The following is a 25,961-nucleotide window of genomic DNA, read 5'->3' as shown; positions in this document are numbered from 1 at the left end:
AAATATAAAAAAAAGCCAACCTTTCGGATGGCTTTTATCACTTTATTTTGAATGACTATTTTACTTTTACAAGCTCAACATCAAAAATTAACCAAGCGTTTGGCGGAATTACTCCTCCTGCTCCTCTTTCTCCGTAGCCCATTGCTGGTGGAATTAGTAATGTAGCAGTTTCTCCTTCTTTTAATAAAAGGATACCTTCGTCCCATCCTTTAATTACTCTTCCCATTCCGATTGGAATTTCGATAGGCTCATTTCTTTTGAACGAAGAATCGAATTCTGTTCCGTCTGTTAATTTACCTGCATAATGTACAGAAACATTATCTCCTACTTTTGGAGCAGCTCCAGAAGTAGTTTTAGTAATTTTGTAGTACAGACCAGATTCTGTTTTTTGCATATCTGCTTTCAAAGCTTCTAGTTTTTTTAGAGCTTCAGCTTCAGCTTTTTCAGCCATTGCTTTGTTGTTTGCCGCGATTTTATCTTTTCCTTCGTTGAAAACTTTAGCAGCATCATAATGTTTGTATTCGTCTCCTTTGCTGAAGATTCCTACTTTTTCTAAAATAATATCTGTTTTAGGCTTGTCTTGAGCACCTTTTTCAACAGCAGCAATAGCATCGATAGTTTCCATACCTTTCACTACGTGACCGAAAATAGTGTGTCTTCCGTCTAACCAAGGAGTTGCCACTTCAGTAATGAAAAACTGAGAACCGTTTGTATTTGGACCTGAGTTTGCCATTGAAAGCGTACCTTTTCCTGTGTGTTTTAAGTCGTTCTTTTCGTCTTCAAATTTGTATCCAGGATCTCCCATTCCTGTTCCTTGAGGATCACCTCCTTGGATCATGAAATCTTTAATTACTCTGTGGAAGATTGTCCCGTCATAGTAAGGAACTCCTTTAGCCTTAGCTTTGTTATCAATTTTCCCTTCTGCAAGACCAATAAAATTGGCTACAGTTACAGGTGCTTTTTTATCTTCAAACTTCACGATCATGTTTCCTTTCGTTGTCTGAAGATTAGCATAAAGTCCGTCTTTTAGACCTTCGTAAGTTTCTTTGTCTACATTCATTTTTTTATAAATTGGAGTACAGCTCATGAGCGAAACGCTAGCCGCTGCAAGGATTATATTTTTGTTTAATAGTTTCATTTAAATTAATTTCAGTTTTATAATTAAAGGAACATCGTTATCAATTTTATTTTGATCTCCAAAAGTACCATATGCTAATGATGATGGAACTAAAAGAGTAACTTCTTCGCCTGGTTTCATGTATCGTAAAGCATTTTCTACAGCCTTAATCTCGTCAAAATGTCCAAATCTTGCATTTTCCCTTTTATAAGGTTTGTCGTAAATTTTAGTCATATCAAAATCGTAAAGCTCATAAGAATATGATACAGGTGCATCGTCTGGTTGTTTTTGTCTATCATCGAAGCCGTCAACACTTACCCAATAATTAAGTTTTGTAGGGTAATATTTATTTTGCTGAGTAGTCATCCAGTCTTCAATCTGTTTTCTTTCCATCATATTAAGATTTTTGGTTCTCTCTTTAGATGTTTTAAGATCAGACTGACTGAGTACTCCACCAACAGGCGGATAAACTGTAGTGTTTCTTTTACAGCTTACAAAAGCCAGAATTGAAAGAAGAAGTATTTTTTTCATAAACTTTTGCGAAAATACGTAATTAAATGAATATATAAAAACAAAAAAAGCCAGGAAAAAACCTGACTTTATATTTATTTTTTGTGAGATTAAACTGTCTCTAAAACATTTTTTTCTACCAAAACTCTCCATCCAAAAGAATCTTCTGATTGGTTTGTTTGAAGTGCTACCAATTGGTTTTTCAACGTAACAGCATAGCTTTCTTCATCTGATAGTTTAGGAAGCTCAAGCTTCTCGCCTTGATATCCTAAAGCCTGGAAAACTGTTGTAACAACCGCTGTTCCTACTCCCCAAACTTCCTTCAAAGTTCCGTTTTTCTGAGCTTCAACAACGTCTTTTACAGCAATTGGTTCTATTCTTACTTCGATTCCGTTTTTCTTAGCAAGGTTTATGAAACTATCTCTAGTTACCCCATCTAAGATTTTTTCTGAAGTTGGCGGAGTGAAAATTGTATCGTTAATTCTTACAAAAACGTTCATGGTACCACTTTCTTCGAAGTATTGGTGAGTTGCATCATCTGTCCAGATAATTTGCTCGTATCCTTCTTCTATTGCCAATTGTGTAGGGTAAAAAGATGCAGCATAATTTCCTGCAGCTTTAGCAGAACCTACACCTCCACTTGCAGCTCTAGAATAGTGATCAGAAATTTTTACCGATACAGGTTCAGAGTAATACATTTTTGCAGGTGTTGCAACAATGGCAAACATATATTTATCAGAAACTCTCGCTTTTAACGCTTCTTCTGTCGCGAAAATAAGAGGTCTAATGTAAAGAGACATCCCTTCCCCTTGAGGAATCCATGCTCTGTCGATATCAACTAATGCTTTTAAACCATCCAAAAACATTTCTTCTGTAACTTCTGGCATTGCCAAACGTTTAGCAGATTTATTGATACGCTCAAAATTCTTTTCAGGCCTGAAAAGGAAAACTTGCCCATCCTTGTCTTTATAGGCTTTCATGCCCTCAAAACATGCTTGTCCGTAGTTTACCCCCATCATAGCAGGTGTAAAAGGAAGTGGACCATAAGGAATCAATTTCACATCCCCCCATTTTCCATTCTCGTATTCACAAATTACCATATGATCTATAAAGGTATTTCCGAAAGAGAAATTATTAGGATCGAATGTAGAAATTCTAGAGTTTTCTGTCTTTTGAATTATCATTTCTTAAATTTTTTATGATGTTCTACAAATTTAACATAATTTTCCAAATATAAAAATTTATTTTAAATTTGATAAAAAAAAGCGTGAAAAGAGAAATTAAAACAACGGAAGACGGTAGTAAAACATTGTATATCAATGAATTGAATGAGAATTATCATTCACACCATGGTGCACTACAAGAAGCGAATCATGTGTTTATTAAAAATGGATTAAATTTAATAAATGATTGCGAAATTAATATTTTAGAACTCGGTTTTGGAACAGGTTTGAATGTTTTGGTAACAATTAATGAATATTTACAAACTGACAAAAATCATGACATTAATTATTTTACCCTTGAAAAATATCCAATTCTTGAATCAGAAATTAAAGAATTAGCATATTTTGAACTTTTTGATAACGAAGAATTAAAAAATATTTACCAAAAAATTCATCAAACAGAGTGGGAAACAAGTCATGAAATCGTAAAAGGATTCAACCTTACGAAGATACAGTGTGACTTTTTCGACCTTAAAAACATTGATTTACCTAAAATAAACCTTGTTTATTATGATTGCTTTGGGGCAAGAGTTCAACCTGATCTTTGGGAAAAACCTTTGTTTGAGATGGTGACTGACAAAATGAACACGAATGGTTTGTTAACAACCTATTCATCTAAAGGAAGTGTGCGAAGAATACTTCAGGAACTTAATTTTAAGGTAGAAAAAATGCAGGGTCCTCCCGGAAAAAGAGAAATGATTAACGCGTGGAAACAGTAGGCTTAAAATTTGCTCATATTGCGAACAATCGTTTTAGTTTTCATCTTTAATAGAAACAAAATTTTTAATTTAGCAATACGAAATCAAAAGTATTATATATGATAGACAAAATTAATGTAAGAGTGTATGCGTGCGCAGTAAAAGACAAGAAAGTGCTTACTTTATTTGAAGAATATGCAGGTGTACCTCTTATGAAACTTCCTGGTGGTGGTCTAGAACTTGGTGAAGGTGTTTTAGACTGTCTTCATCGTGAGTTTGAAGAAGAACTTAATGTGAAGGTTGAAATTTTGGAGCATTTTTACACTCAGGAGCAGTTTTTAACTTCTAGATTTAGAGAAAACGAGCAATTGCTTACCATCTATTATTTGGTGCGTATTATTAATGAAGAAGATTTTCTAATTATGGATCCTTGTATTGAAAAGGCAGAATGGGTAGATATTGATACTCCTGAAAATCCTTTTCCATTACCAATCGATAAAATTGTATTTGAGAAATTAAAAGAAAAATTCCTGTAAAAGTATACAGGAATTTATTTTTTTTATGGTGATTTGAAATCTTTTGCACCGGGATAAGGTTGTAAATAACCAGAGTTCCAGTTGGAGTAAAGTAAAGATTCTAAAAATTCGTCTGTTCTATTTTCTCTAGGATTGTATTGCGATTTTAAATCAATATCGGCCACTTTACCTTTCATGTTCCACCAGAAAGCGCTCCAACCGCCACGAAGTTCCTTAATGATTTCGTAAACGTTTTTTCCGGTTGCTCTGTTCATTAATTTGGCAAAAATCTGCCCTTCTGTCGTCGTTAAATCTCTAAGTTGCTTTTCGTATTGATCAGCAAGCATGTTCTGTCTGTCTTTTACAAATTTTCTTTTGGCAGCAGAATCCATACTCTTCATATCTTTTTGGATATCTCTATACTGTTGCAAAGCAGTAAGAAACAGGGGATAAACTCTATACAGTTTTTTGTTTAGGAAAAGATAAAAGTTTTTATCTAGCTGATTGTTGAACTTCGGTCTGTTTACGAGTTTTAATTCGTCCATTACAACCACTGTTTCACCATTTATGTCATAGATTTTTGCTTTTTGCCTTTCGTCGTAAAAATATTTTTGCCCAAATTCGTCTGTTCTGAGCTGGTCTTGTGGGTACTGACTCAATGGCCTGATTCCCAATGTATCTACTCCTTGCGCTTTGAATATTACTCCAAAAAAAACAAGAAAAGAAACGAAAACTTTATTTAAAATCATTATTTTTACACTTCGTACAGAAAAATCACAACGCAAAAATCATTCCTTTTTATGAAATTTGAAAAGAATTCCCTAAAATTTTTAGAACAATATCTTAATACCGCTTCTCCGACTGGTTACGAACACAAAGGTCAGGAAGTTTGGATGAATTATATTAAACCTTATGTAGACAAAGTGGAAGTAGATCATTATGGAACTTGCTACGGAATCATTAACCCTGAAGCGGAATTTAAAGTGGTAATTGAAGCACATGCCGACGAAATTTCTTGGTATGTAAATTATATTACAGACGATGGTTTAATTTATGTAATCAGAAATGGTGGTTCAGACCAAACCATTGCACCTTCGAAAGTGGTTCATATTCATGGAGAAAAAGGGATTGTAAAAGGTGTTTTTGGATGGCCTGCAATTCACACAAGAAGCGCAAATCAAAACGAACCTACTCCTAAAATTGATAACATCTTTATTGATTGTGGAGCTATTTCTAAGGAAGAAGTAGAAGAATTGGGAATTCATGTAGGTTGTATGATTACTTATCCGGATGAATTCTTCGAAATGAACGATAGATACTTTGTTTGTCGTGCTTTAGACAACCGAATTGGTGGTTTTATGATTGCTGAAGTAGCAAGGCTTTTAAAAGAAAACGGAAAATCTCTTCCTTTCGGGTTGTATATTACGAATTCTGTTCAGGAAGAAGTAGGTTTATATGGAGCAGATATGATTGCAGATACCATAAAACCGAACATTGCCATCGTTACAGATGTTACGCACGATACAACTACTCCAATGATTGAAAAGAAAAAAGAAGGCGACCAAAAATGCGGAAAAGGTCCTGTGGTTTTCTTTGCGCCAAGCGTTCATCATAAAGTAAGAGAATTAATTATTGAAACCGCAAAAACAGAAGAAATTCCTTATCAAAGAGCGGCAGCAAGTCGTGCAACAGGAACGGATACTGATGCTTTTGCACATTCCAACGGAGGTGTTCCGAGTGCATTAATTTCTTTACCTTTAAGATATATGCATACAACGGTAGAAATGGTTTCTAAAGAAGATGTAGGAAATGTGATTAAATTAATCTACGAAACTCTACTGAAGATTACCCCAGAAATGAAGTTGAAATATCATTAATTAAAGTAAAAAGAGCCAATTTAAAAGTAAAAAGTTTAAAAATGAAAACAAAACTAATTGCTCCTTCCCTTTTGTCGGCAGACTTCGGAAACCTGCAAAGAGATATAGAGATGCTTAATAATTCACAGGCAGATTGGTTGCATGTAGATGTGATGGACGGAAGATTTGTTCCTAATATTTCTTTCGGATTTCCTGTGATGAAAACTATTCAACAACATGCTAAAAAATTTGTAGATGTACATTTAATGATTGTTGAGCCGGAGAAATATGTAGAAGAATTTGTAAACCACGGTGCAGATTTGGTTTCTGTGCATTTTGAAGCTTGTACACACCTTCACAGAACAATTCATCATATTCAAAGTTTGGGAGCAAAAGCAGGGGTTGTTCTTAATCCTTCTACTCCAGTTTTAATGTTGGAAGACATTATTGCAGATGTAGATTTGGTATTGTTGATGAGTGTAAATCCTGGCTTTGGCGGACAAAAATTTATTGAAAATACCTATAAAAAAATTGCTGAAACTAAAGATTTAATCTTAAACAACAACTCTACTGCTTTAATTCAAATTGATGGTGGCGTGAATATTGAAAATGCCTCAAAACTTTTTGATGCAGGTGCAGATGTTTTAGTTGCGGGGAACGCAGTATTCTCTGCAGAAAGCCCAGAAAGAATGATTGAGCTTTTAAAGGTTTGAATTTTTATACAATTCTATAAAAAGCAAAAGGCAGTCAATTAGACTGCCTTTTATTGTCTCAAACTTTAAGTTGACTGGGTTATTAGTTTTTGTTAGCTTGTAGTTTAGGACTGCTCTTTTTTTTATTCAAAGATCCGTAAAAAGTGATAGTAAGTCAATCCGTATAAATACGGTATGTTATTTTTGGCTTTGAAATGAAAAAATCCGGACAATGCCGGATTTTTTTTAAGTTTATGGGTAAGTCAATTAACTTCTTCTGCTCATTAAAATTCTTAGGATGTACCAGAATAATAGCATAATCGATGAGAAAAGCTGTAAAGATGCTCCTACGTATTGATCTGTAGTGTATACATCTTTCAGTTTGCTTGTTTGGTAAAGAATAGTAGCTGAAGCTAAAATAACCATTCCTACCGAAAACCAAAGACCAAGATTAAAACCGAAAATCATACCCCCAACAATTAATCCTATTGCGATAAATCCTCCTATTGTAATGATGTTTCTAAGGAAAGAAAAATCTTTTTTTGATGTAAAAGCAACTGCAGAAATACCCGCAAACATTGCAATTGTGAGAGTTGCTGCCTGAAAAATTACATTACCTGCACCTTCTTGAAGCAGTGCAATGTAGATAAGCGGTAAAAATATAATCGCTTCAAGCAAAACGTAAACTCCCAAACCCATATATTGTACGGCTTTACTTTGTGAAAGTGTCCATTTTGTAGCTAAAAAAGAAGCTAGCCAAAATACACCTAAAATAAGTAGCCAACTGTATTTCTGACCAATCATTAAAAAGATTACTTCAGTAGGAATTGTTTTTAATAATACAGTTTCCACCCCAATAAAAGCTAATATAGCTAAGCCGACATGAATGTATGTTTTTCTGTAAAAATCTCCTCTTTCAAGATCTGTAGATTGTGATACTAAGACATTTGTGTTCATAGTTTTTTAATATTTATTATTTGATTTTATTTACTGTATTCAGGTTTTATGCCTGAAATTTTTCCGTTTTCTTCGAAAAATACGGTGATAATATCTTTTGGAGGATTCGAATTATCACTGGTAAATTTATATTGTAACGCAGATAAGTTTTCACCATTAGAAAAAGTTTGAATCCCACTTTTATAAACTTCGATTTTTCTATCGAAATTAATTCCGCCCGAAAGTTGTTTTAAAGATTCATCGTTTACTGTAATTTTTACTTTTTCTGAAAGCAAAGTAGTAACTTTTGTCTTGTCTTTGTTTTTTAAAGCAATAATAAAGTTTTGAAATTGCTTATCATACTTTTCAGTTTTCTCCTTCGGAAGTTCAGATTTTACATCTACTTTCAAATTTTCTACCGACGAAAAAATGCTTTTGTTCTGCGAAAAAACAAAAGAAAAACCAAGCAAGGCTACAAATAAAACACACTTTTTCATACATGAATTTTGGTAGCCATGAATGTACAAAAAATTATCAGATTTCTGACAAAAATTTCATCGTGTCGATGTTGTCTGCGTATGTATTTAGACTAGGATTTTGCGCTTGTCCTAATTTTACTGCGTCTGCAAAATCTTCAACCTGAGAAACGGTACATTGTATATTTTCGTGGTTTTCTGTGATGAAATTTTTCACTTCATCAAGATTTTCATATCGACTGAAATTAATCACAGAAAGCGGACTGAATAATTTCTCGTCCTCTTTAAGCATCACAAAATTATTATCCCAAAACTGGTCTTGGTTTAGAAGATAAACAGCTCTGTTGTAATCATAACTATTAGCATATTTATTATGATTTATGATTTCTTTATAATGTAAAAAGTTTTCGAAAATACGATCGATAGTAAAACCTTTAGGAATGAAAAGTCGAGTTACATTTCTACATCCTAAACCATAATATTGGAAAATATCGGTAGCTAAAAGTTGAAGCTCTTCATCGCTTTCATTTCCTGAAAGAACCGCAATTGAAGTTCTATTTTTACGAATAATTGACGGCAAATTTTTAAAATAATATTCTAAATAGCGAGCTGTGTTATTGCTTCCTGTAGCAATTACAGCATCGAAATTTTCCAGTCTTTCAACCAATTCATATTGCAATTCTCCGTTTGAAAATTCTTTCCATTTTTTTAATAAAAAAGGAAGAAGAAGTCTGTCTTTAGAAGAAAGTTTTATAACAGGAATGTGATTGCTTAAAATTACAGAAATCACATCATGAAAACCCACCATCGGAATATTCCCCGCCAAGATTAAACCTACTCTTTTTTGGGTTTTATTTTCAGAATAAGCACTTATCCACTCCTTAATTTGGGACTCATTAAGAACAGAAACCCACTGCGCAAGCGCAAGTTTTTGACTTTCCTGGGTAAACCAAGGATTTTCAATTTCTGATTTTCTTAATATTTGTTCAAATTCTAAATCAATTTCGCTAAAATATTCCGTTTCTTTTGATAAAAAACCTTTAATGAAATCACTTAACTTGACAAGTTCTAAAACTCTCTGCTCAACACTCATAATTTGTTTCAGTTTGGGAATATTTTGTAATTTTGTGCAAATTTAAAAAAAAATTAGCGATGGCTATTAAAATAACTGATGAATGCATTAATTGCGGAGCTTGTGAACCTGAATGTCCAAATAATGCAATATATGAAGGAGCTGTAGATTGGAAAGCTTCTGAAGGTACAGAATTAAGCGGCAAGGTTACGATGCCTTCTGGTCTTACGATTGATGCAGATGCGCCTCAGGAACCAGTAAGTGATGATGTGTATTTTATCGTAACAGACAAATGTACAGAATGTAAAGGTTTCCACGAAGAGCCACAATGTGCTGCAGTATGCCCTGTAGATTGCTGTGTGCCGGATGAAGACCACGTAGAAAGCGAAGAAGCTCTACTCAACAAAAAAGCATTCCTTCATGGTGAATAAACTATGCCGTCTCATTTGAAATGAGGCGGTTTTTTTTTATCTTTAAACTTTCAAATAAACCCTAAAATAAATCACAGTATATAAACTGTAAAAAACAAATTGATATTATGAGCAAAAAGCACAACTTCAGCGCAGGTCCTTGTATTTTACCACAGGAAGTTTTCGAAAAATCTTCAGAAGCAATCTTAGATTTTAACGGAATTGGACTTTCTCTTCTAGAGATTTCGCACAGAAGTAAAGATTTTGTAGCAGTGATGGATGAGGCGCGTGCAATTGTAAAAAGATTAATGAACCTTGGTGACAATTATGAAGTAATCTATCTTGGTGGCGGAGCAAGTCTTCAGTTTGCAATGGTTCCTTATAATTTATTAAAAGTTGGCGGTAAAGCTGCTTATCTAGATACAGGAACTTGGGCTGCAGGAGCTATAAAAGAAGCTAAAAAAGTAGGAGAAGTAGATGTTGTAGGTTCTTCTAAAGAAGATAATTATTCATACATTCCTAAAGGATATAAAGTAGGTTCAGAGTACGATTATTTCCACTGTACATCAAACAATACAATCTACGGAACTCAAATGAAAGAATTTCCAGAAGTTGATACTTTGATGGTTTGTGATATGAGTTCTGACATTTTCTCAAGACAAATTGATTTTTCTAAATTTGATTTAATCTACGCTGGAGCTCAAAAAAATATGGGACCAGCAGGAGTTACTTTGGTAGTGGTGAAAAAAGAAATCTTAGGTAAAACAGGAAGAGAAAATATGTTCTCAATCTTAGATTACTCGCAACATATTTCTAAAGAATCGATGTACAATACTCCACCGGTTTTCCCTGTTTATGCTTCATTGCTTACATTACAACATTTAGAAAATAATGGAGGAATTGCGGCTGCGGAAGAAAGAAACATCGCAAAAGCAAAACTTTTATATGATACAATTGATAACCATCCACTTTTCGAAACCTATTGTCGTGAAGAAGACCGTTCTTTAATGAATGTTTCGTTTAAACTGATAGACGATGCTAAGAAAGAAGAATTCGATGCTGCTTGGAAAGCTGCAGGTATTAGTGGTTTGAATGGTCACCGTAGTTTAGGGGGATATCGTGCAAGTATCTATAACGCCTTACCTATTGAAAGCGTGCAGGTTTTAGTGGATGTGATGAATTCAATAAAATAGCTTATATTAGACAACCCAAAAAAATAAGCTTAATAAAAAGATAAATATCAGACATTGGAACGGAAATTTTCCTATTCTGATGTCTGATATTTAATAAAAAAGTAAAAATGAGTATGAGAATTTTAGCCAACGACGGAATTTCAAAAGGCGGCGAAACTGTACTGAAAAATGCAGGTTTTGAAGTTTTAGAGCATAGAGTTGCTCAGGATCACTTAGCTAATTTTATCAACGAAAACCAAGTAAATGTACTTTTGGTAAGAAGCGCAACCAAGGTAAGAAAAGACCTTATTGATGCTTGTCCGAGTCTTAAAATTGTCGGAAGAGGAGGCATCGGAATGGATAATATTGATGTAGAATACGCAATAGACAAAGGTTTGTACGTAATCAATACTCCTACAGCTTCGTCAAAATCTGTTGCAGAATTGGTTTTTGGTCACTTTTTTTCTTTGGCAAGATTTCTTCACGAATCAAACAGATTAATGCCACTTGAAGGTGAAACGCATTTTAATGCGATGAAAAAAGCCTTCAATAATGCTTATGAACTTTCAGGAAAAACGCTTGGCGTAATTGGTTTTGGAAGCATCGGTCAAGAAGTGGTAAAAATGGGTATTTCTTTGGGCATGAAGGTAAAAGTACTTACCAGAAAGCCAAGAACCGAAGTTTTAACTTTGGATTTTTTCGATGGACAAAGTTTAAATTTCACCATTACTTCTACCAACGACACAGATGAGTTTTTGAAAGATTCAGATTTCATCAGTATCAACACACCAAAAACTACTGAATATATTATTGATGCTCCTCAATTCGAAAAAATGAAAGACGGAGTATATATTGTAAATACTGCAAGAGGCGGCGTTCTGAACGAAGTTGCCCTACTCGATTATATTGAAAGCGGAAAAGTTGCCGGTGCAGCTTTGGATGTTTTTGAACAAGAGCCAACTCCAGAACTTATCCTTTTAATGAATCCTAATCTTTCATTATCTCCACACATTGGAGGAAATACCATCGATGCACAAGAGAAAATAGGAATTGAACTTGCAGAACAAATCATAAAAATCAACCAAGAAACTATATAATAAAATATGCCTGTTTTTAGACCATTCCGTGGAATAAGACCTCATAAAGATCATGAGGCTACATTCCCTACACATCCTTTAGATAATTTTACTCAGGCTGAGATTGCAGAAAAGGCTCAAAAAGAGAACACTTACATTAACATGATTAAGCCTTATGTAGTGAGCAAATCTAAAGACGTAGACAGGAATCTGAGGAAAATACGTACAACTTTTGAAGATCTTGTGGAAGAAAACGTATTGGTGCAAGATAATTCTTCTTTCTATTTATACGAGCAAATTTACCCTAACAAGCAGGTTTACAGAGGTCTTATGGGATTGGCAAGTATTGAAGATTTCTGGAACGGAAAAATTAAAAGACACGAAAGTACTATTCCACAAAAAAAAGAAAAACTTGCTCATTACCTTGAGAAAGTAAATCTACAGGCAGAACCTGTGCTTCTTACTTATCAATCGAGTCCGAAAATTGAATTGTTGATGAATCATGAAGAAAAAAATGTTCCTATTTTCAATCATGTAGACACTCTCGGCATCAGACATAAAATCTGGAAAATAGATAACAGATTAAAATTGCAACAATTCAAAGAAGTTATCGACCAAATTGATTCTTTCTACATTGCAGACGGACACCACAGAATTGGTTCTACTGCAATGCACGCAAAACGTCACAAAGAGAAAAATAAAAGACATAACGGTACAGAAGCGTACAATTTTGTTTACAGCTTTATTGTTTCAAACCAATCCATAAAGATTCATGATTACAACCGTATCGTTACAGATTTAAACGGCTTGTCTACCGAAGAATTTTTAGCTAAAATCGAAAAATATTTCCTTATCCATGAGAAAGGAGAAACACCGTACTACCCTTCTCAAAAGTTCCATATTTCTATGTATTTGGACGGGAAATACTACTCGCTTCACGTAAAACACGATCTGCGTTCGCAAGAAATGTCTTTAGATAATTTGGATCATCATCTTTTAGATAAATATATTATTAAAGATATTTTAGAAATTAAAGATTCTGACAGCTCAGATAAAATTACGTACGTAAAAGGAACATCAAACATCGAAGGAATCAACCTTTTGAAAGAAAAAGTAGATAATGGTGAAGGCAAAGTAGGCTTCGGAGTTTTCCCTGTAAGCTTCAATGATATGCTTAAAATTTCTGATCTGAAACTAAGTATGCCTCCAAAATGTACTTTTATTGAGCCAAAATTAGTTACAGCTTTGTTAATGTACGATATGAAGCAGTAATTATTTTATTTTTTAATTAAATTTATGCTCTGAAAAGATTCGGGCTGTTTAATATGAAAAAACTATTCATCATACTTCCACTCTTTTTGAGTGGATTTTTATTTTCACAAAAGAAACCTATAAAAAAGGTAAAACCTGCAGCAGAAAAATTTAACTATCATGATGAGTTTAAAAAAATCTCTGACGAAATTATGTTAAATGGTACTGCTTACGACAATCTGGGAGAGCTTACAAAAAATGTTGGGGCAAGATTTAGCGGTACTTCTGGATATGCAAAAGCCGCAGATTGGGCCGAGCAAAACCTTAAAGAAGCGGGAGCAGAAAATGTTTGGAGACAGGATGTAAAAGTTCCTGTTTGGGTAAGAGGTCGTGAATATTTGCAAATCAAAACGGCAAATGGAGATTGGAAATCTATTAAAATGCTCTCTTTCGGGAATTCTGAAGGAACTGGCGGAAAAGATATGATTGCCGATATTATGATGGTAAATGATGTAAAAGAGTTCATCAAACTTACTTCTGCTGATGTGAAAGATAAAATTATCTTTGTAAACTATCCATTAGATCAAACGTATGTAAACACTGTAGATGCATACCTAAGTGCCGCAAAAAATAAACTTCTTGCTGCATCGGTTGTGGGTCAGAAAGGAGCTAAAGCGTTAATTATAAGATCTCTAACGACGTCTTCGGATGATACCCCTCATGCAAAAATGATTGTTTACGAACCAGATGATAAGGCGAGAATTCCCGCAGTAACGATTGGTGCAAAATCTGCAGATGAGCTTGAGAAACTTCTTTCAAAGCAAAGTGTAAAAGCAAAGCTGAACATGGCTGCACAATCGAAAGGTGAAACAATTAACCAAAATATAATCGCTGAAATTCCTGGTAAAAAAGATGGGAAAATTATTCTTTTGGGAGCTCAACTTGATTCTTGGGATTTTGCTGAAGGTGCTCATGATGATGGTTCTGGCGTTGTGCAATGTATAGAGGTTCTGCGTGCTTTTAAAGCTTTAGGATTGGAGAATAAACACACCATTCGTGTAGTTTTGTATGCCAATAGTGAAAATGGCGGACAAGGAAGGGAGATGTATGCTTCTTACGTGAAGAAAAAAGAAGAAAAACATATTTTAGCTTTAGGATCAGATTCGGGTGGATATTCTCCGAGAGGTTTCAGGTTAGATATGTCGCCACAGAGAAGGCGTCTTGTTTTCGAGTGGAAAAACTATTTTTTACCTTACGGCGTGTATGATTTTGATCAAACAGAAGCAATACAAGATGTATTACCCTTAAAAAAAATAGATATTCCGCTTGCCGAAATGGTGGTAGATACACAAAGGTATTTTGATTACCATCATTCTGTAGAAGATACTTTCGACAAAGTGAACAAAAGAGAACTGCTTCTGGGAGCAATTGTAATGGCACAAATGGTTTTTATTGTAGATAAAAATTGGTAAAATAAAAAAGGCGACATCAAATTGATATCGCCTTTTTTCCTATTTATTTAAAATTATACAAAATCAAAGCATTGTGCAAATTTGCTTTCAGATATTTTCGTAATGAAATATCCATATTGAGGGAATACTACACCTACTTCTTCGTCCAAACTTAAGACATTGTGTCTTTCATCATAGTATAATGAAATATGCTCGAAGCTTTCATTATCTATTGTTTCTAAAAAGTTTTCGATTTCAGTAATTTTGATACCATTTACTGTTTTGTTTCCTAGAGTTTCACCGGATTCGGTGAAGAATTCGATTTTTTTCATCGTTTGCATTTTTTGTTTAAAATTAAACATTTTTCTGAAAATACTAAAATATATTTTAAAATATTTGCGATTTTCTCCAAAAATAATGCATGTATGTGCCATTATTAATGGAAAAATCGCGCTAATTCATTGTATTTTGAATTGGTCAAATATTTGATAATGTGGTACTTAATTAAAATTATAAAACCTATTTAATAATTAAAATATTTTTGTTGATTATATTCAAATTATTTTACGATAAAGGTTTAAATATTGTATTTATTGTACGATATTACTTGTAATAACTATTTTAACATGCGTAATTGATAAACTAAAATGAAGCAAAAACGTCTCAATTATTATATTCGAACATAATTTCTTAAAAAAAATAAAATTTTTAGCTAAATCTTTTTCAAAAAAAAAAGCTCTTTTTACAAGAGCTTAAGATTATGTATTTTTATTTAATGCTGCCATTGTAAACTCGGCTACCAAATCTGTTTTTTTTAATTCAAGTAAACCATGATGTGGAGGTCTTGGCGGACGTGGCGGTTTAGGAGGTCTTGGAGGTCTGGGTGGCGGCGGTAAGCAAGAACTTAAAGCAATTCCTACAATTAAAAATAAACTTACCCTGTTTAAACTTTTCATAATGAATGATTTAGATGTATTTAATCTTATCAATCAAAATGCCAAAATGTTTTTCTTATTTTCTTTGGTTGTTTACAAAGCTTCTTAAACGAGTGAGCCCATCCAACAAAATTTCTTTTCTACATGCGATATTCATTCGTAAAAAACCTTCTCCCGCAGCTCCATACCGAGTTCCAGAATTAAGTTTAAGTTTAGATTCGGCAATTAATCTTTTTTCTAAAACATTAGAACTTTGATTTAATTTTTTACAGTCAATCCATATTAAATAAGTAGATTCAGATGGCACCACATGTACTTCTGGGATGTTTTCTTTGATAAATGTTTCAGCAAAAAGATAGTTTTCATAAAGATATTCTTTCACAGCTTCCATCCATCGATGCCCCGAATTGTAAGCAGCAATAAAAGCCGCAGAACAAAAAGGATTCAGCCATTCTGTTTCTTGTTTTTGGAGTGTTTTCTGAATCATTAAAAGCTCTGTGAAGTTTTCTGAAACGATATAACCCGAAGAAAGACCAGATAAATTGAACGTTTTACAAGGTGATGCTAAAGTAAAAGAAATCAGATTATAATCTTTCGCAATTTTAGCAAACGGAATATGTTCATAGCCACTAAATACCAAATCTGAATGAATCTCGTCTGAAATAACAATAATTCCATTTTGAGAAGCAATTTGAGCAATTTTTCTTAGATCGTTTTCGGTCCAAACTTTTCCTACAGGATTGTGCGGATTACAGAAAATTAAAAATTTTGTTTTGGGATCCTTTGCTTTTTCTTCAAAATCTTCAAAATTTATTTTGTAAGAGTTTTCATCATATATTAAATCATTGCAAAGAAGTTCTGCCCCACTGTTTTTTACTGTTTCAAAAAAGTGATCGTAGACAGGCGGCTGCAAAATTACTTTATCAGCTTCACAAAAAAAGGTAGTAATAATAGCTGAAATACCAACTAAAACTCCTGGAACGGGTAATATATTTTCTTCTTTGATTTGAAATTGATGATATTTTTGCAGCCAGTTAATCGCTGAAGTTTTAAATTCTACACCGGTAAACTGATATCCCATCAAACCAGATGCAGCTTTTTCCGAAATGGCTTTTTGTATTTCGGGTGCAATTTTAAAATCCATATCGGCAACCCACATTGGAAGAACATCTTCAGGGAAAAAATCCCATTTTACAGAGTTTGTATTTCGTCTGTTAATGGGTTCATCAAAATTATATTTCATATTCTAAAACAGCTGTAATAATTCAAAACTTCATCAAAAATAGTTATTCTGATGAAGTTTTGATATAAATCTCTGATTTGATTTTTACTGATTATTTTAAAGTTTTATCAATTTGTGCTTCAGCTGCTTTTGCTTTTTCTTCTTGAGCTTTTCTTTCAAGACGTTGCTGTCTTCTTGTTTTTTTGGGAGCGCGTTGCTCTTCATGTATAACTGTGTTGGTCTTTCTGTTGTATAGGGCATCTATAATTCCTTGACCGGTTTTGCTGAGGATTTTCACTTTTGGCTTTTCATGCGTTCCCGTTACTACAATTGGAAAACCAATCCATCCTCCTGGTGGAAGTCCTACTCTAATTTGTAGATCGAGCAAGCCATTAAAACTAGTTGTACCACTTATTGAAGGTCGTAATACAGAAACTTTAAACGTGAATTTATCTACATGTATTAAATTATTTTTGATGTGACTTTCAATATCAACCCCTTTCATATCGGGATTATTAAAAGCTTTTGCGCCAATATTATCACCCACCGCAGAAAGCATTTTTAGGTTTTTAACCTCTACATCTCTTAAATTTACAATCCCACCTCCTTCAAGTGATGGATAAATTGGATTCATATTTTTATCGAAATCTCCTTTCAATTTATAGTCTATAGATACAATTCCTTTTACATCTTTTGCAGAAGTTGCCATTTCTTTAATCATATCAATTTCTTTGTATGCTCTTTGAACATTGAAATCATAAACCTTTACCGCAAGATCATAATTTGCAGTTATTGGCGATTCGTCTTGATATCTTGCATCGATATTCATTCGGCTACCGATAATGTTAAAGTTTGTATTTTTAAGAAAAACCTGTCCCGAATTTACAGAAGCAATACCTTTAAGAAGATTAAGTTTTAAACCTTGAAATTCAACTTTTTTAGCGTTTGCAACCAATGCAACATCCAAGTTTTTTGGGATCACCACCACTCCACTGCTTTTAGGATTTTCTATTTTAGCATACTCAACATTCATTGATTTTTGGGTATTGTCTCCGTTTTTAAGAGCCATAAATTCATCAATTAAAATGTAATTAGAGTAAAGATTAAATTTTCCGTGCAGCGTTCCTTTTCTTTCGAGAAAATAATTGATGGTGTTTAATAAATATCCATTTAAGGCAAAATCTGATTTTCCATAACTGGCAAAAAACTTAGTAAACCACATCTTTTCATTTTCGAATCTAAAATTCCCTTCTTTAATAAAAAAAGATTTTGGAAGAGTTTCAGTTGTCGCTTTTATGTTTTTTAAAATTAAAGTTCCTCTATTGTCCAACTTGCTGTATTGCGCTGTTGTGGCATAGCTCTGTTTTCCGTTCAAAGATAAATCTGCCATAATCAAACCGCTCACATCAAATCCTTCTTTTTTAAAAACTTTATAAATTCTTCCGACATTGAGCGTGCCTTTTGCGCGAATTTTATACAGTAAATCTTCAAAATTTTGTAAATCTGCTTTTACAAACACCGGATTTCCTTCAAAATCGAAAGAAAAAGGATGAAGCTGTACTCCTAAACTTCTAAAAGTACCATCTGTATTGTTAATTTTTGCTGCTATATTTATATTTTGAATTGCATTAGGATAATATGTGGTTTTAAGCCATCCATTTTTTACATTTAAGAAACCATTTGTTTTTGGGAAAAGTTTTTCATCAAGGTTGAAAATTCCTCTAGCTTTAAGGTCTGTATTGATCAAACCTTTCATATTGATCTCATTCAAACCTAGAGCTTCATCCAAAGTTTGTAAATCTACGGCGCCTTTTACATTCGCGTTTACCCAAATATTTTCCAATCCTTTTGTTTTCACAATAGCTTTAAAATTATTGTTTTTTCCGAGATCAAAACTTAGATTTTTCAAATCAATGTACAATTGATTTGTGTTGAGTGATGGTAAATCTACATGAAGATCCATATTAAGATTATTCATCGGGACAGGTGATTTTGCATTCGAGACAAAACCTTGTTTTACAAAAAGTCTAGCCTTAAGGTTTGGTTTTAATTTTTTTGCTTCGCTAAATCTACCTTTTAAACTGAAAAACAAATCACTATTTCCTTGTATTTTGGTGTCTTTTGCCCACTCAAGATATTGTGGTGGAAGTACCGAAATCATATCTCTAATCGTTGTTTTTTCTGATGCTGCCTTTATATCGAGGTTATATCCATCCTTTAAAATACTCAAAAAACCGGTAAATTTTAAAGGAAGTTCGTTTATTCGCAATTCATTTTTTCTGAGTACAAAAGTAAGTGCATTGGTATTGATTCTGGTGATAAGATCGGCGTGCAATGTCTTTTGCTTGGCGTAGTAAATTCTGTTTAAACTAAAATCTACTTTATTGATATCTAAATCTGTTTGAAGATCAAAAACATCCTTACTAAGACCACCTTTACCAGTGTAATTTAGTCCTTTTGCATCAACTAAAATTTGGGCAGAAAGATCATGATATTTGATGTTCCAGTTTTTAAAACGTATAAAATCAAGTTGTAGTGAAGCTCCTTCTTTTGTAGTGTCTTTCACTTTTTTTGAAGGCTCGGCAACGTAAACATTGTAATTTGCTTGTCCTTTTGTATTTACAAAAACGTTGGCTTTCGCATCTGTAACGTAGATTTCATCTATTTTTACTTCGCCATCAAAAATTAAGTTTTTGAGGTTAATTCCAGCTGCAACTTCTCTTGCGGAAAGCAGGGTATCCTTCTGAAAAGGAGCAGATCCCTTCAATACCAAATCATCAACAGAGACAGTAAGAGACGGGAAATGTTTAAAAAATGAGAGATGAGTTTTTTTGTAATCGAGCTCTCCTGCTAAATGTTTATTGGCAAATATTTTTACTTGTTCTGAAATCTTTCCCGGAAATAAAATAGGAATGATGAACATAAGAAAAAGTATAGAAAAAATGGTAATTCCGAGCCATTTTAAAAATTGAATAATGTATTGCACAAGCGTTTTCATAACCGGAATTTTTGTGATTTAAAATTTTCATGATAATGCTTTTTTATAAAAGAAAACATTATTTATAGGGGTGTAAACAAATTCTATACCCAATGAAAAAACAAAAATTCAGGTTATGAAAAAATTAAGTTATTTTGTGTGTTTCAGAATTTTTAAGATGAGTTCTTTAGAAAAAAACTTTTAGTTCTACTGAGTGTGCTCTTACGTTTCCTTCTTCAAGAAATTTTCTATATCTTTCATATTTATAACCAATTAAAAAGCTGTTTTTACCTTTTTTTCTGATACTAAACATGAATTCTTTAGAGTTTGCAAATCTCTCGCCCAAAGCTGGATCTTTAAGAAAATACCAAACATATCCGCTGTTAACCATCCATTCGCTAAACCCAAGTTTATCAAGGTTATAATTAAAACTGGTTTCTAGAGTTGTTCTAATATAGTTATCGTCTTGTGCATCTCTAAAGATGAAATTTCGCCACTCTGCTTTAACCTCTTGAACAAATGAAAGATTGGGAATTATTTGATTTTCTAATCGGATACCAATCCAAGGCCTAAGTTCGAAGTAGTTACTGATCTGTTTATCAAAAGTATACTGAACAACTCCGCCTGCTTCTAATGTCCAAAAATTTTGCTGATAATCTGCTTCCATGCTTACTCCTAATCTGTCCCAAGCAACGTCATTATAGATATGTTTCCAATCAAAAGCTGCAGCATACGATAGTTTTTCGCTCACCAACTTTCTTTTTGAAGCAGAAATGGTAGTGAAAAAATCATTTTGCCCAAATACAAGTGAAAATGTAGAGGTTAGAAAAAAAAATATTAATATTTTATTATTACAAAATAAATACTTCATCATCAATGAATTGATTGTACTGTTCCTTTGGCAAATACGTAAAGATTATAAATCCTTTACTAATCTAATACCTGTATGGATCATTCCTGTATCTTCGGAATTAGCCATTCTTGCAGAAACTCTGTAACTACTACAATAGCTATCATTACATAAGAAACTACCTCCCTTTACAACTCTTTTTGAAGCATATGGATCCATTGGATAGTTTGTTTTTGCTGGACCTTTTGGGTTAACAGTACTAGCATTTTTAGCAAGAGTTTTATAATAGTCTACATCCATTTTGTCTGAGCACATTTCCCATACATTTCCTGCCATGTCATATAATCCATATCCATTTGCTTTAAAGCTTTTAACAGGTGCTGAATAATAATATCCGTCTGTTTGTGTATTGGTAATTGGGAAATCGCCTGTCCAGTAATTACATTTCACCTGTCCTTTACTCACATGCTCATCTCCCCAAGGATAAATTTTATTTTTTAAACCACCTCTTGCTGCCCATTCCCATTCTGCTTCGGTTGGCAAGCGCATCCCCATCCATTTAGCATATGCTTCAGCGTCGTAATATGATAGATGTACAACTGGGTGATTTTCTTTTCCTTTCAAATCACTTCCTGGTCCTTCAGGATGTCTCCAATTGGCGCCTTTTACCCATCTCCACCATTGAGAAAAATCTTCAAGACCGTTTACCTTATCAGGAGCAACAAATACCATCGATCCGGGTTGTAGAACTTCCGGCACCGGTTTAGGGGTTCCAGGTGGCAGTTCTTTTTTCAATTGTTCCCAATCTACAGGTTTTTCAGCAGTTGTAACATAGCCTGTTTTCTCAACAAATTTGCTAAACTCGGCATTTGTTACTTCATGCTCTTGCATATAAAAGCTATTAACTTTAACCTCATGTTGCGGAAATTCACGCGGTAGTGCCCACTTATCTCCATTTGAACCTTGCATATAGGTTCCTTCTGGAATGAGCATCAATTTATTTTGAGTACTTGCATTTTGAGTTCCTTCCATCATTTTAGCAGCTCTGTTTCCTGAGCTTTCACAATTGGAAGATGCCATTAAAAAATTGGCTTTTGATACTTTCTCGCAGCACGCCTTATCTTCATTTTTTTTACAACCAACAAGTAAAATGGCTGCTATTACAAAAGTATATTTCATAAAGTAATTTTACAAAATCAAAAAAATATATTATTTCTTGTATTAAAAACTGCGACTTACGCCAATTCCAATCGTGTAACTATCGTAAGCTTTCCAACGAAAATCATAGTTTAAAGCAGCACCAACACCCCATTTTTCGGAAAGTTCTATTTCATATTTATATCCCAATCTGTTTAGGAATAAATTTTCTTCTTTCGCAAATTCGGCACCTGCACCAAACATGAGTATATGATGTCCCCATTTTCGGCTCACCATTACCGCTGGCGCAAAAGGATAGCTTCTTTCTACAACTTTATTATCATCGAGATTTTCTTCTACGCTAAATTTTTCTATGGTTATGTCTGAATGAAGACCGAGGCTCCATTTTTCATTAAATTTATAATCGTAGTCTAAACTAAAAGCTGGTAAAGAAATCCAACTGCCACCTTCTGAATTATACCCATTAAAAATATTAACGTGGGTAATTGAAAATTCAATTTGATGGTGTTTTTCTATTTCTTTTTCTTTCTCAAGTTCTTTTTCTTGGCAATACAAACCGGTACAGCAAAATAAGAAAATAGAAAGATATTTCTTATTCTTCAGCATGTGTGAAATATTTTATTTAGGGAATAGGAATATGATTACAGCTCTTACACCCCAATCAGCTCTACTAGCACCAGGAGCTACTATATTAAATCTAGGCCCAATTGCTAAAGAAACTTTTTGTTTTCCTAAACTTGTAAGCCCGCTTACAGTAGGATTTAACCACATGGATGTAGTGTTGCTTTTCCAATTTTGAGTAAGCTCCATATTGGCTCCAAGACCTGAACCACTCTTCCAGTTATACGTAATGAATGGTTGAAAAAACATCTGGCTAATATCTTGACGAGAACTACTTCCGGCAACACTCCAAATTTGGTTAATAAGCGCTCCATAGGTCCATCCATTTTTTTGTAATAAGGCAACCGCGGTAGGACCTACTCCAAATTTCTTGGTTGTAAGATAATCATCCGTTCCAGTAGGAATTAAAAATACAGGACCTGCACCCCAAGTTAATCCATTTTTAGATTCTTTCGGACTAAGAAATGTGCTTACTACAGCATCTCCAAGACCAAATTCTTTTTCATTAAGACCAGTAATATTGTATTGATTTATAATGGGAAGCACTGCTCTACCAATAAGATTCCAATTTTCACTTATACTGATAGGAATTACAGGTTGGAAATTGAGAGTATTTCTAGTTCCATTTAACTTGCCTATTCCAAAGTCTGAGTTATTTTGAAAAGGTACACTTACTAAAGATGCAATTGGATTTGATAATTTTTTTGCAAGTTCTGCGGCATCATCTCCAGACTGTTGAGTTTCCTGTGCGTTGGCTTGTAAAAGCGCTAGGGAAAATAAGGCTATAAGAGTTTTTTTATCATGGTTTCTAATAGTTTATGTTTACTATAAAGTTATAATTATTTTTTTAATATAATAGTATTTTTGATTATAAATTATTCTGCTTTTCATTATAAGTTTAATTATTATAATAGATTGAAAAATCATAAAGTTCCAACCTTTATATTTTTTGGTTGGTAAATAATTACAAATTGTGCTGAAAAATCCTTTTTTGTTGAACACTTTTACATGTTGAATTGATAGGATCAAAAAAAGACAGCTTGATATAAACTTATATTTTAAGGAGAATTTACAGTAGATTTAGCTATAAGTAAATGAAATAGAATATGGTAAAAAATCTCTGTATAAGAGTTTGATTTTTCTCATGTTTAATGTGATTTTAATGGTTTTGGTTATTTTTCGGCTAAATTATAAAATTAAATTATAATCTGCTAATAAATTTCAAAAAAGGTGGAATTATATAAATGTGAATTACGTATTACAAAAAAGTGATTTTTCAACAAATTAAAATTGTTTTATTAGTTTTATCGACCTCATTTTTATTACAATAATTCTTGTAAATATCACATAAAAAGCCTATTTCAATTTAACGAAAAATGAAGATTTTTTCTATACTCCTGGCTTACTTTTTGAAAATCAATTCATAAAACAATACTATGGGAGCAGCACTTTTTTTACAACTCAGCTGGAAGGAGCTTTTCTTTGGATCAGAAGATTGGACTTTTTTATTAGAAGTTGTGCTTCGAACTGTCATTATGTTTGTTGTAATTATAGCGGGTTTAAGATTTTTAGGAAAGCGCGGTGTAAAGCAACTTTCGATATTTGAATTAGTTGTAATTATTGGTTTGGGCTCTGCAGCCGGTGATCCCATGTTTTACAAAGAAGTAGGGATTTTTTCTTCATTTGTAGTTTTTGCGGTTATTATTGTGCTTTATTCTACCATTACAAAACTGATCGGCAGATTTAAAAAATTTGAAAACTTATTAGAAGGAAAGCCTATTTGTTTAATTGATCACGGAGTTTTTTCGGTAGAGAACTTCAAAAAAGAAAATTTAGGAAGCGATGAATTTTTTGCAGAACTTAGACTAAAAGGAGTTTCGCATCTTGGCCAGATAGAATATGCAATTGAAGAAACTTCCGGAGAAATAAGTGTTTTTTTCTTAAATGATGAAGAGGTAAAGTATGGCTTGCCGGTAATGTTGGGTTGCTTAAAGCTGTCTTCTCCTTTAATTGCTACTTCAGGCTATTATTCATGCACATTCTGTGGTTATACAGAAAAGAAAATCGAAGGAATTGGTGGTGAATGCCCAAACTGCACTCATAAAAAATGGGTACAAGCAAGCAATAAAAAACGTATTACCTAAAAATAATATTTAAATAAAAATCCGCCCCATTTCTGAGGCGGATCCATTTAAAAAAATAAAACAAATAATTTCTATTTCTTAATAAACTTGAACGTTTGTATATCTTTCTCAGTGAAAATCTGAATCAGATAAACACCTTGAACCAAAGATTCTACATTGATGCCTCGTTCTCCGTTAGTTAGCGTTTTTTCAGTTACTTTCTTACCATCAGCAGAGAAAATTACCACCTTGTTGATTTTTTCTTTACCACTGATATTCAAAATCTCTCTAACTGGATTAGGATAAATTTGAAGATCTGATTTAGATTTCACGGTTTCTGTTGTTGCCAAACTCGCGTTGTATGCTAAAACAGCCAATGAAAGTGTAGACTCACAAGATCCTACCGTTTGTGTCGCATAATATGTAGTATTGAATGCAATTGGCGTAGACAATGCTAAACTTCCTGTATGGTTTGCTGCATCTGTTGCAGAAGCATACCATTTAATTCCTGTACCTGTTACGACTAATGCATTTAATGTGTCACCTGCATTGTAACTTTGTGTAGAAGCACCTGTAGGAGCTGCTATTGCACTAGATTGAGTGATCGTTACAGTTTTTACAATTGTACAAGCGTTAGCATCTGTAATAGTAACATTATATACTCCAGCAGTTAAACCGTTAATTGATGCTGTGGTTGCATTATTCGACCAAAGATAAGTGTAACCACCTGCACCTCCGGTAACATTTACAGTTGCCGAACCATTGTTTCCTCCATTACAAGTTACATTGGTTTGGGTTACAGTAGCTGTCATAGCAGTTGGCTGTGTAACGGTGAAGTTACGAGTAATAGAGCAAGAATTTGCATCGGTAATAACTACTGAATAAGTTCCAGCTGCAATTCCGGTAATTATAGCTGTTGTTGCATTGTTTGACCATGCATAATTATAGGGTGCTGTTCCACCAGAAACAGATACCGCAGCAGAACCATTAGAACCGCCATTACAAGCTACGTTGGTTACTGTTGTTGATGCAGTTAAAACTGTCGGTTGTGTAACTGTCGCGTTCACAACTCCTGTACAGCCATTCGCATCAGTAATCGTTACTGAATAAGAACCTGCAGCTAAACCTGTTCTGTCTTCAGTTGTTGCACCACCATTCCAAAGGAATGTATAAGGAGCTGTTCCTCCTGTTGGTGTTAAATTAATCGCACCAGTTGAACCACCATTACAAGCAACATTTGTCACCACAGTACTTCCTGAAATTGCAGTTGGTTGTGTAACTGTCGCGTTCACAACTCCTGTACAACCATTTGCATCTGTAATGGTTACAGAATAAGAACCTGCTGATAAACCTGTTCTGTCTTCAGTTGTTGCTCCACCATTCCAAAGGAAAGTGTAAGGAGCTGTTCCTCCTGTTGGTGTTAAATTAATTGCTCCTGTTGAACCACCGTTACAAGCTACATTAGTTACTACTGTTGTTCCTGAAACTGCTGACGTTGGTTGTGTAACCGTTACATTTACTACTCCTGTACATCCATTAGCATCTGTAATCGTTACGGAATAAGAACCTGCCGCTAAACCTGTTCTGTCTTCGGTTGTAATCCCACCTCCCCAATTGAAA

26 protein-coding genes are annotated in these 25,961 nt (G+C 33.7%); 10 read left to right on the top strand and 16 right to left on the bottom strand.

Annotated elements, in window-relative coordinates:
* Window positions 1–55: 55 nt before the first annotated feature.
* The 3 genes from AC2A1D_RS00130 to AC2A1D_RS00120 form a co-directional block, all read right to left on the bottom strand.
* Window positions 56–1,060, bottom strand: coding sequence for a peptidylprolyl isomerase (locus tag AC2A1D_RS00130; RefSeq protein ID WP_484042318.1), 1,005 nt, complete (start codon window positions 1,058–1,060; stop codon window positions 56–58).
* Between the two features lie 78 nt (window positions 1,061–1,138).
* The gene (locus AC2A1D_RS00125; RefSeq protein WP_484041640.1) at window positions 1,139–1,648 is read right to left on the bottom strand and encodes an FKBP-type peptidyl-prolyl cis-trans isomerase; all 510 of its coding nucleotides are present in this window, start codon (window positions 1,646–1,648) and stop codon (window positions 1,139–1,141) included.
* Window positions 1,649–1,737: 89 nt separating this feature from the next.
* The gene (locus AC2A1D_RS00120) at window positions 1,738–2,811 is read right to left on the bottom strand and encodes a branched-chain amino acid aminotransferase (protein WP_484041639.1); all 1,074 of its coding nucleotides are present in this window, start codon (window positions 2,809–2,811) and stop codon (window positions 1,738–1,740) included.
* 83 nt (window positions 2,812–2,894) lie between these two features.
* Here AC2A1D_RS00120 and mnmC2 point away from each other — a divergent pair, with 83 nt between their 5' ends.
* Window positions 2,895–3,569: a tRNA (5-methylaminomethyl-2-thiouridine)(34)-methyltransferase MnmC2 gene (gene mnmC2, locus AC2A1D_RS00115; RefSeq protein WP_484041638.1), complete on the top strand. Its 675-nt coding sequence runs from the start codon at window positions 2,895–2,897 to the stop codon at window positions 3,567–3,569.
* A gap of 98 nt (window positions 3,570–3,667) precedes the next feature.
* The gene (locus AC2A1D_RS00110) at window positions 3,668–4,084 is read left to right on the top strand and encodes an NUDIX hydrolase (protein ID WP_484041637.1); all 417 of its coding nucleotides are present in this window, start codon (window positions 3,668–3,670) and stop codon (window positions 4,082–4,084) included.
* Window positions 4,085–4,107: 23 nt separating this feature from the next.
* Here the strand turns inward: AC2A1D_RS00110 and AC2A1D_RS00105 are convergent, their stop codons facing one another.
* Entirely contained in the window at window positions 4,108–4,812 is a 705-nt protein-coding gene (locus AC2A1D_RS00105; protein WP_484041636.1) for a DUF4294 domain-containing protein, read from the bottom strand.
* Between the two features lie 51 nt (window positions 4,813–4,863).
* On the opposite strand from AC2A1D_RS00105, the gene chrP reads away from it, so the two are divergent.
* Together chrP and rpe are read left to right on the top strand one after the other, a co-directional pair.
* The gene (chrP, locus tag AC2A1D_RS00100; protein ID WP_484041635.1) at window positions 4,864–5,940 is read left to right on the top strand and encodes a chryseobasin maturation metalloprotease ChrP; all 1,077 of its coding nucleotides are present in this window, start codon (window positions 4,864–4,866) and stop codon (window positions 5,938–5,940) included.
* Window positions 5,941–5,981: 41 nt separating this feature from the next.
* Entirely contained in the window at window positions 5,982–6,632 is a 651-nt protein-coding gene (gene rpe / locus AC2A1D_RS00095; RefSeq protein ID WP_484041634.1) for a ribulose-phosphate 3-epimerase, read from the top strand.
* Between the two features lie 246 nt (window positions 6,633–6,878).
* Here rpe and AC2A1D_RS00090 read toward each other — a convergent pair whose 3' ends face one another.
* From AC2A1D_RS00090 to AC2A1D_RS00080, 3 genes are read right to left on the bottom strand one after another with little or no spacing between them, the layout of a single operon-like run.
* Window positions 6,879–7,568, bottom strand: coding sequence for a Bax inhibitor-1/YccA family protein (locus AC2A1D_RS00090; protein WP_484041633.1), 690 nt, complete (start codon window positions 7,566–7,568; stop codon window positions 6,879–6,881).
* 26 nt (window positions 7,569–7,594) lie between these two features.
* A complete protein-coding gene (locus AC2A1D_RS00085) occupies window positions 7,595–8,044 on the bottom strand; it encodes a peptidylprolyl isomerase (RefSeq protein ID WP_484041632.1) in 450 nt (149 codons plus the stop codon).
* Window positions 8,045–8,081: 37 nt separating this feature from the next.
* Window positions 8,082–9,116, bottom strand: coding sequence for an acyl-CoA reductase (locus tag AC2A1D_RS00080; protein WP_484041631.1), 1,035 nt, complete (start codon window positions 9,114–9,116; stop codon window positions 8,082–8,084).
* A gap of 59 nt (window positions 9,117–9,175) precedes the next feature.
* Here AC2A1D_RS00080 and AC2A1D_RS00075 point away from each other — a divergent pair, with 59 nt between their 5' ends.
* The 5 genes from AC2A1D_RS00075 to AC2A1D_RS00055 all read left to right on the top strand — a co-directional run bounded on the left by AC2A1D_RS00075 (window position 9,176) and on the right by AC2A1D_RS00055 (window position 14,476).
* Window positions 9,176–9,526 carry a 4Fe-4S binding protein gene (locus AC2A1D_RS00075; protein ID WP_484041630.1) on the top strand — a complete coding sequence of 117 codons (351 nt, stop codon included), beginning with the start codon at window positions 9,176–9,178 and terminating at the stop codon, window positions 9,524–9,526.
* A 107-nt stretch (window positions 9,527–9,633) separates the two neighbouring features.
* On the top strand, window positions 9,634–10,698 hold the full coding sequence (serC, locus tag AC2A1D_RS00070; protein ID WP_484041629.1) for a 3-phosphoserine/phosphohydroxythreonine transaminase: 1,065 nt from the start codon (window positions 9,634–9,636) through the stop codon (window positions 10,696–10,698).
* A 113-nt stretch (window positions 10,699–10,811) separates the two neighbouring features.
* Window positions 10,812–11,774, top strand: coding sequence for a D-2-hydroxyacid dehydrogenase (locus tag AC2A1D_RS00065; protein WP_484042317.1), 963 nt, complete (start codon window positions 10,812–10,814; stop codon window positions 11,772–11,774).
* A 6-nt stretch (window positions 11,775–11,780) separates the two neighbouring features.
* On the top strand, window positions 11,781–13,025 hold the full coding sequence (locus AC2A1D_RS00060) for a DUF1015 domain-containing protein (RefSeq protein ID WP_484041628.1): 1,245 nt from the start codon (window positions 11,781–11,783) through the stop codon (window positions 13,023–13,025).
* 53 nt (window positions 13,026–13,078) lie between these two features.
* Complete coding sequence (locus AC2A1D_RS00055) at window positions 13,079–14,476, top strand: M28 family peptidase (protein WP_484041627.1); 1,398 nt, start codon at window positions 13,079–13,081, stop codon at window positions 14,474–14,476.
* Window positions 14,477–14,529: 53 nt separating this feature from the next.
* Here AC2A1D_RS00055 and AC2A1D_RS00050 read toward each other — a convergent pair whose 3' ends face one another.
* The 8 genes from AC2A1D_RS00050 to AC2A1D_RS00015 all read right to left on the bottom strand — a co-directional run bounded on the left by AC2A1D_RS00050 (window position 14,530) and on the right by AC2A1D_RS00015 (window position 22,764).
* Window positions 14,530–14,787 (bottom strand): hypothetical protein, encoded by a 258-nt coding sequence (locus AC2A1D_RS00050; RefSeq protein WP_484041626.1) that lies wholly within the window; start codon window positions 14,785–14,787, stop codon window positions 14,530–14,532.
* A gap of 426 nt (window positions 14,788–15,213) precedes the next feature.
* A complete protein-coding gene (locus AC2A1D_RS00045) occupies window positions 15,214–15,411 on the bottom strand; it encodes a hypothetical protein (protein WP_484041625.1) in 198 nt (65 codons plus the stop codon).
* A 55-nt stretch (window positions 15,412–15,466) separates the two neighbouring features.
* The gene (locus tag AC2A1D_RS00040) at window positions 15,467–16,633 is read right to left on the bottom strand and encodes a MalY/PatB family protein (RefSeq protein ID WP_484041624.1); all 1,167 of its coding nucleotides are present in this window, start codon (window positions 16,631–16,633) and stop codon (window positions 15,467–15,469) included.
* 91 nt (window positions 16,634–16,724) lie between these two features.
* The gene (locus tag AC2A1D_RS00035) at window positions 16,725–19,610 is read right to left on the bottom strand and encodes an AsmA family protein (RefSeq protein WP_484041623.1); all 2,886 of its coding nucleotides are present in this window, start codon (window positions 19,608–19,610) and stop codon (window positions 16,725–16,727) included.
* Between the two features lie 166 nt (window positions 19,611–19,776).
* Window positions 19,777–20,340 (bottom strand): hypothetical protein, encoded by a 564-nt coding sequence (locus AC2A1D_RS00030; RefSeq protein WP_484041622.1) that lies wholly within the window; start codon window positions 20,338–20,340, stop codon window positions 19,777–19,779.
* A gap of 165 nt (window positions 20,341–20,505) precedes the next feature.
* Window positions 20,506–21,618, bottom strand: a complete 1,113-nt coding sequence (locus AC2A1D_RS00025) for a formylglycine-generating enzyme family protein (RefSeq protein ID WP_484041621.1) — start codon at window positions 21,616–21,618, stop codon at window positions 20,506–20,508.
* 42 nt (window positions 21,619–21,660) lie between these two features.
* Window positions 21,661–22,203, bottom strand: a complete 543-nt coding sequence (locus tag AC2A1D_RS00020; RefSeq protein WP_484041620.1) for a hypothetical protein — start codon at window positions 22,201–22,203, stop codon at window positions 21,661–21,663.
* Window positions 22,204–22,215: 12 nt separating this feature from the next.
* Window positions 22,216–22,764 carry a hypothetical protein gene (locus AC2A1D_RS00015; RefSeq protein ID WP_484041619.1) on the bottom strand — a complete coding sequence of 183 codons (549 nt, stop codon included), beginning with the start codon at window positions 22,762–22,764 and terminating at the stop codon, window positions 22,216–22,218.
* 890 nt (window positions 22,765–23,654) lie between these two features.
* Between AC2A1D_RS00015 and AC2A1D_RS00010 the strand changes: the two genes are divergently transcribed.
* Window positions 23,655–24,362 carry a DUF421 domain-containing protein gene (locus AC2A1D_RS00010; RefSeq protein WP_484041618.1) on the top strand — a complete coding sequence of 236 codons (708 nt, stop codon included), beginning with the start codon at window positions 23,655–23,657 and terminating at the stop codon, window positions 24,360–24,362.
* Between the two features lie 71 nt (window positions 24,363–24,433).
* Here AC2A1D_RS00010 and AC2A1D_RS00005 read toward each other — a convergent pair.
* Window positions 24,434–25,961: T9SS type A sorting domain-containing protein (locus AC2A1D_RS00005; protein WP_484041617.1), on the bottom strand; the 1,528-nt coding region annotated here is incomplete at its 5' end.

Source organism: Chryseobacterium sp. HNCC26DJ239 (genome assembly GCF_057180445.1).
The sequence above is the reverse complement of the archived record's forward strand: the minus strand, read 5'-3'. Positions and strand labels throughout refer to the sequence as shown.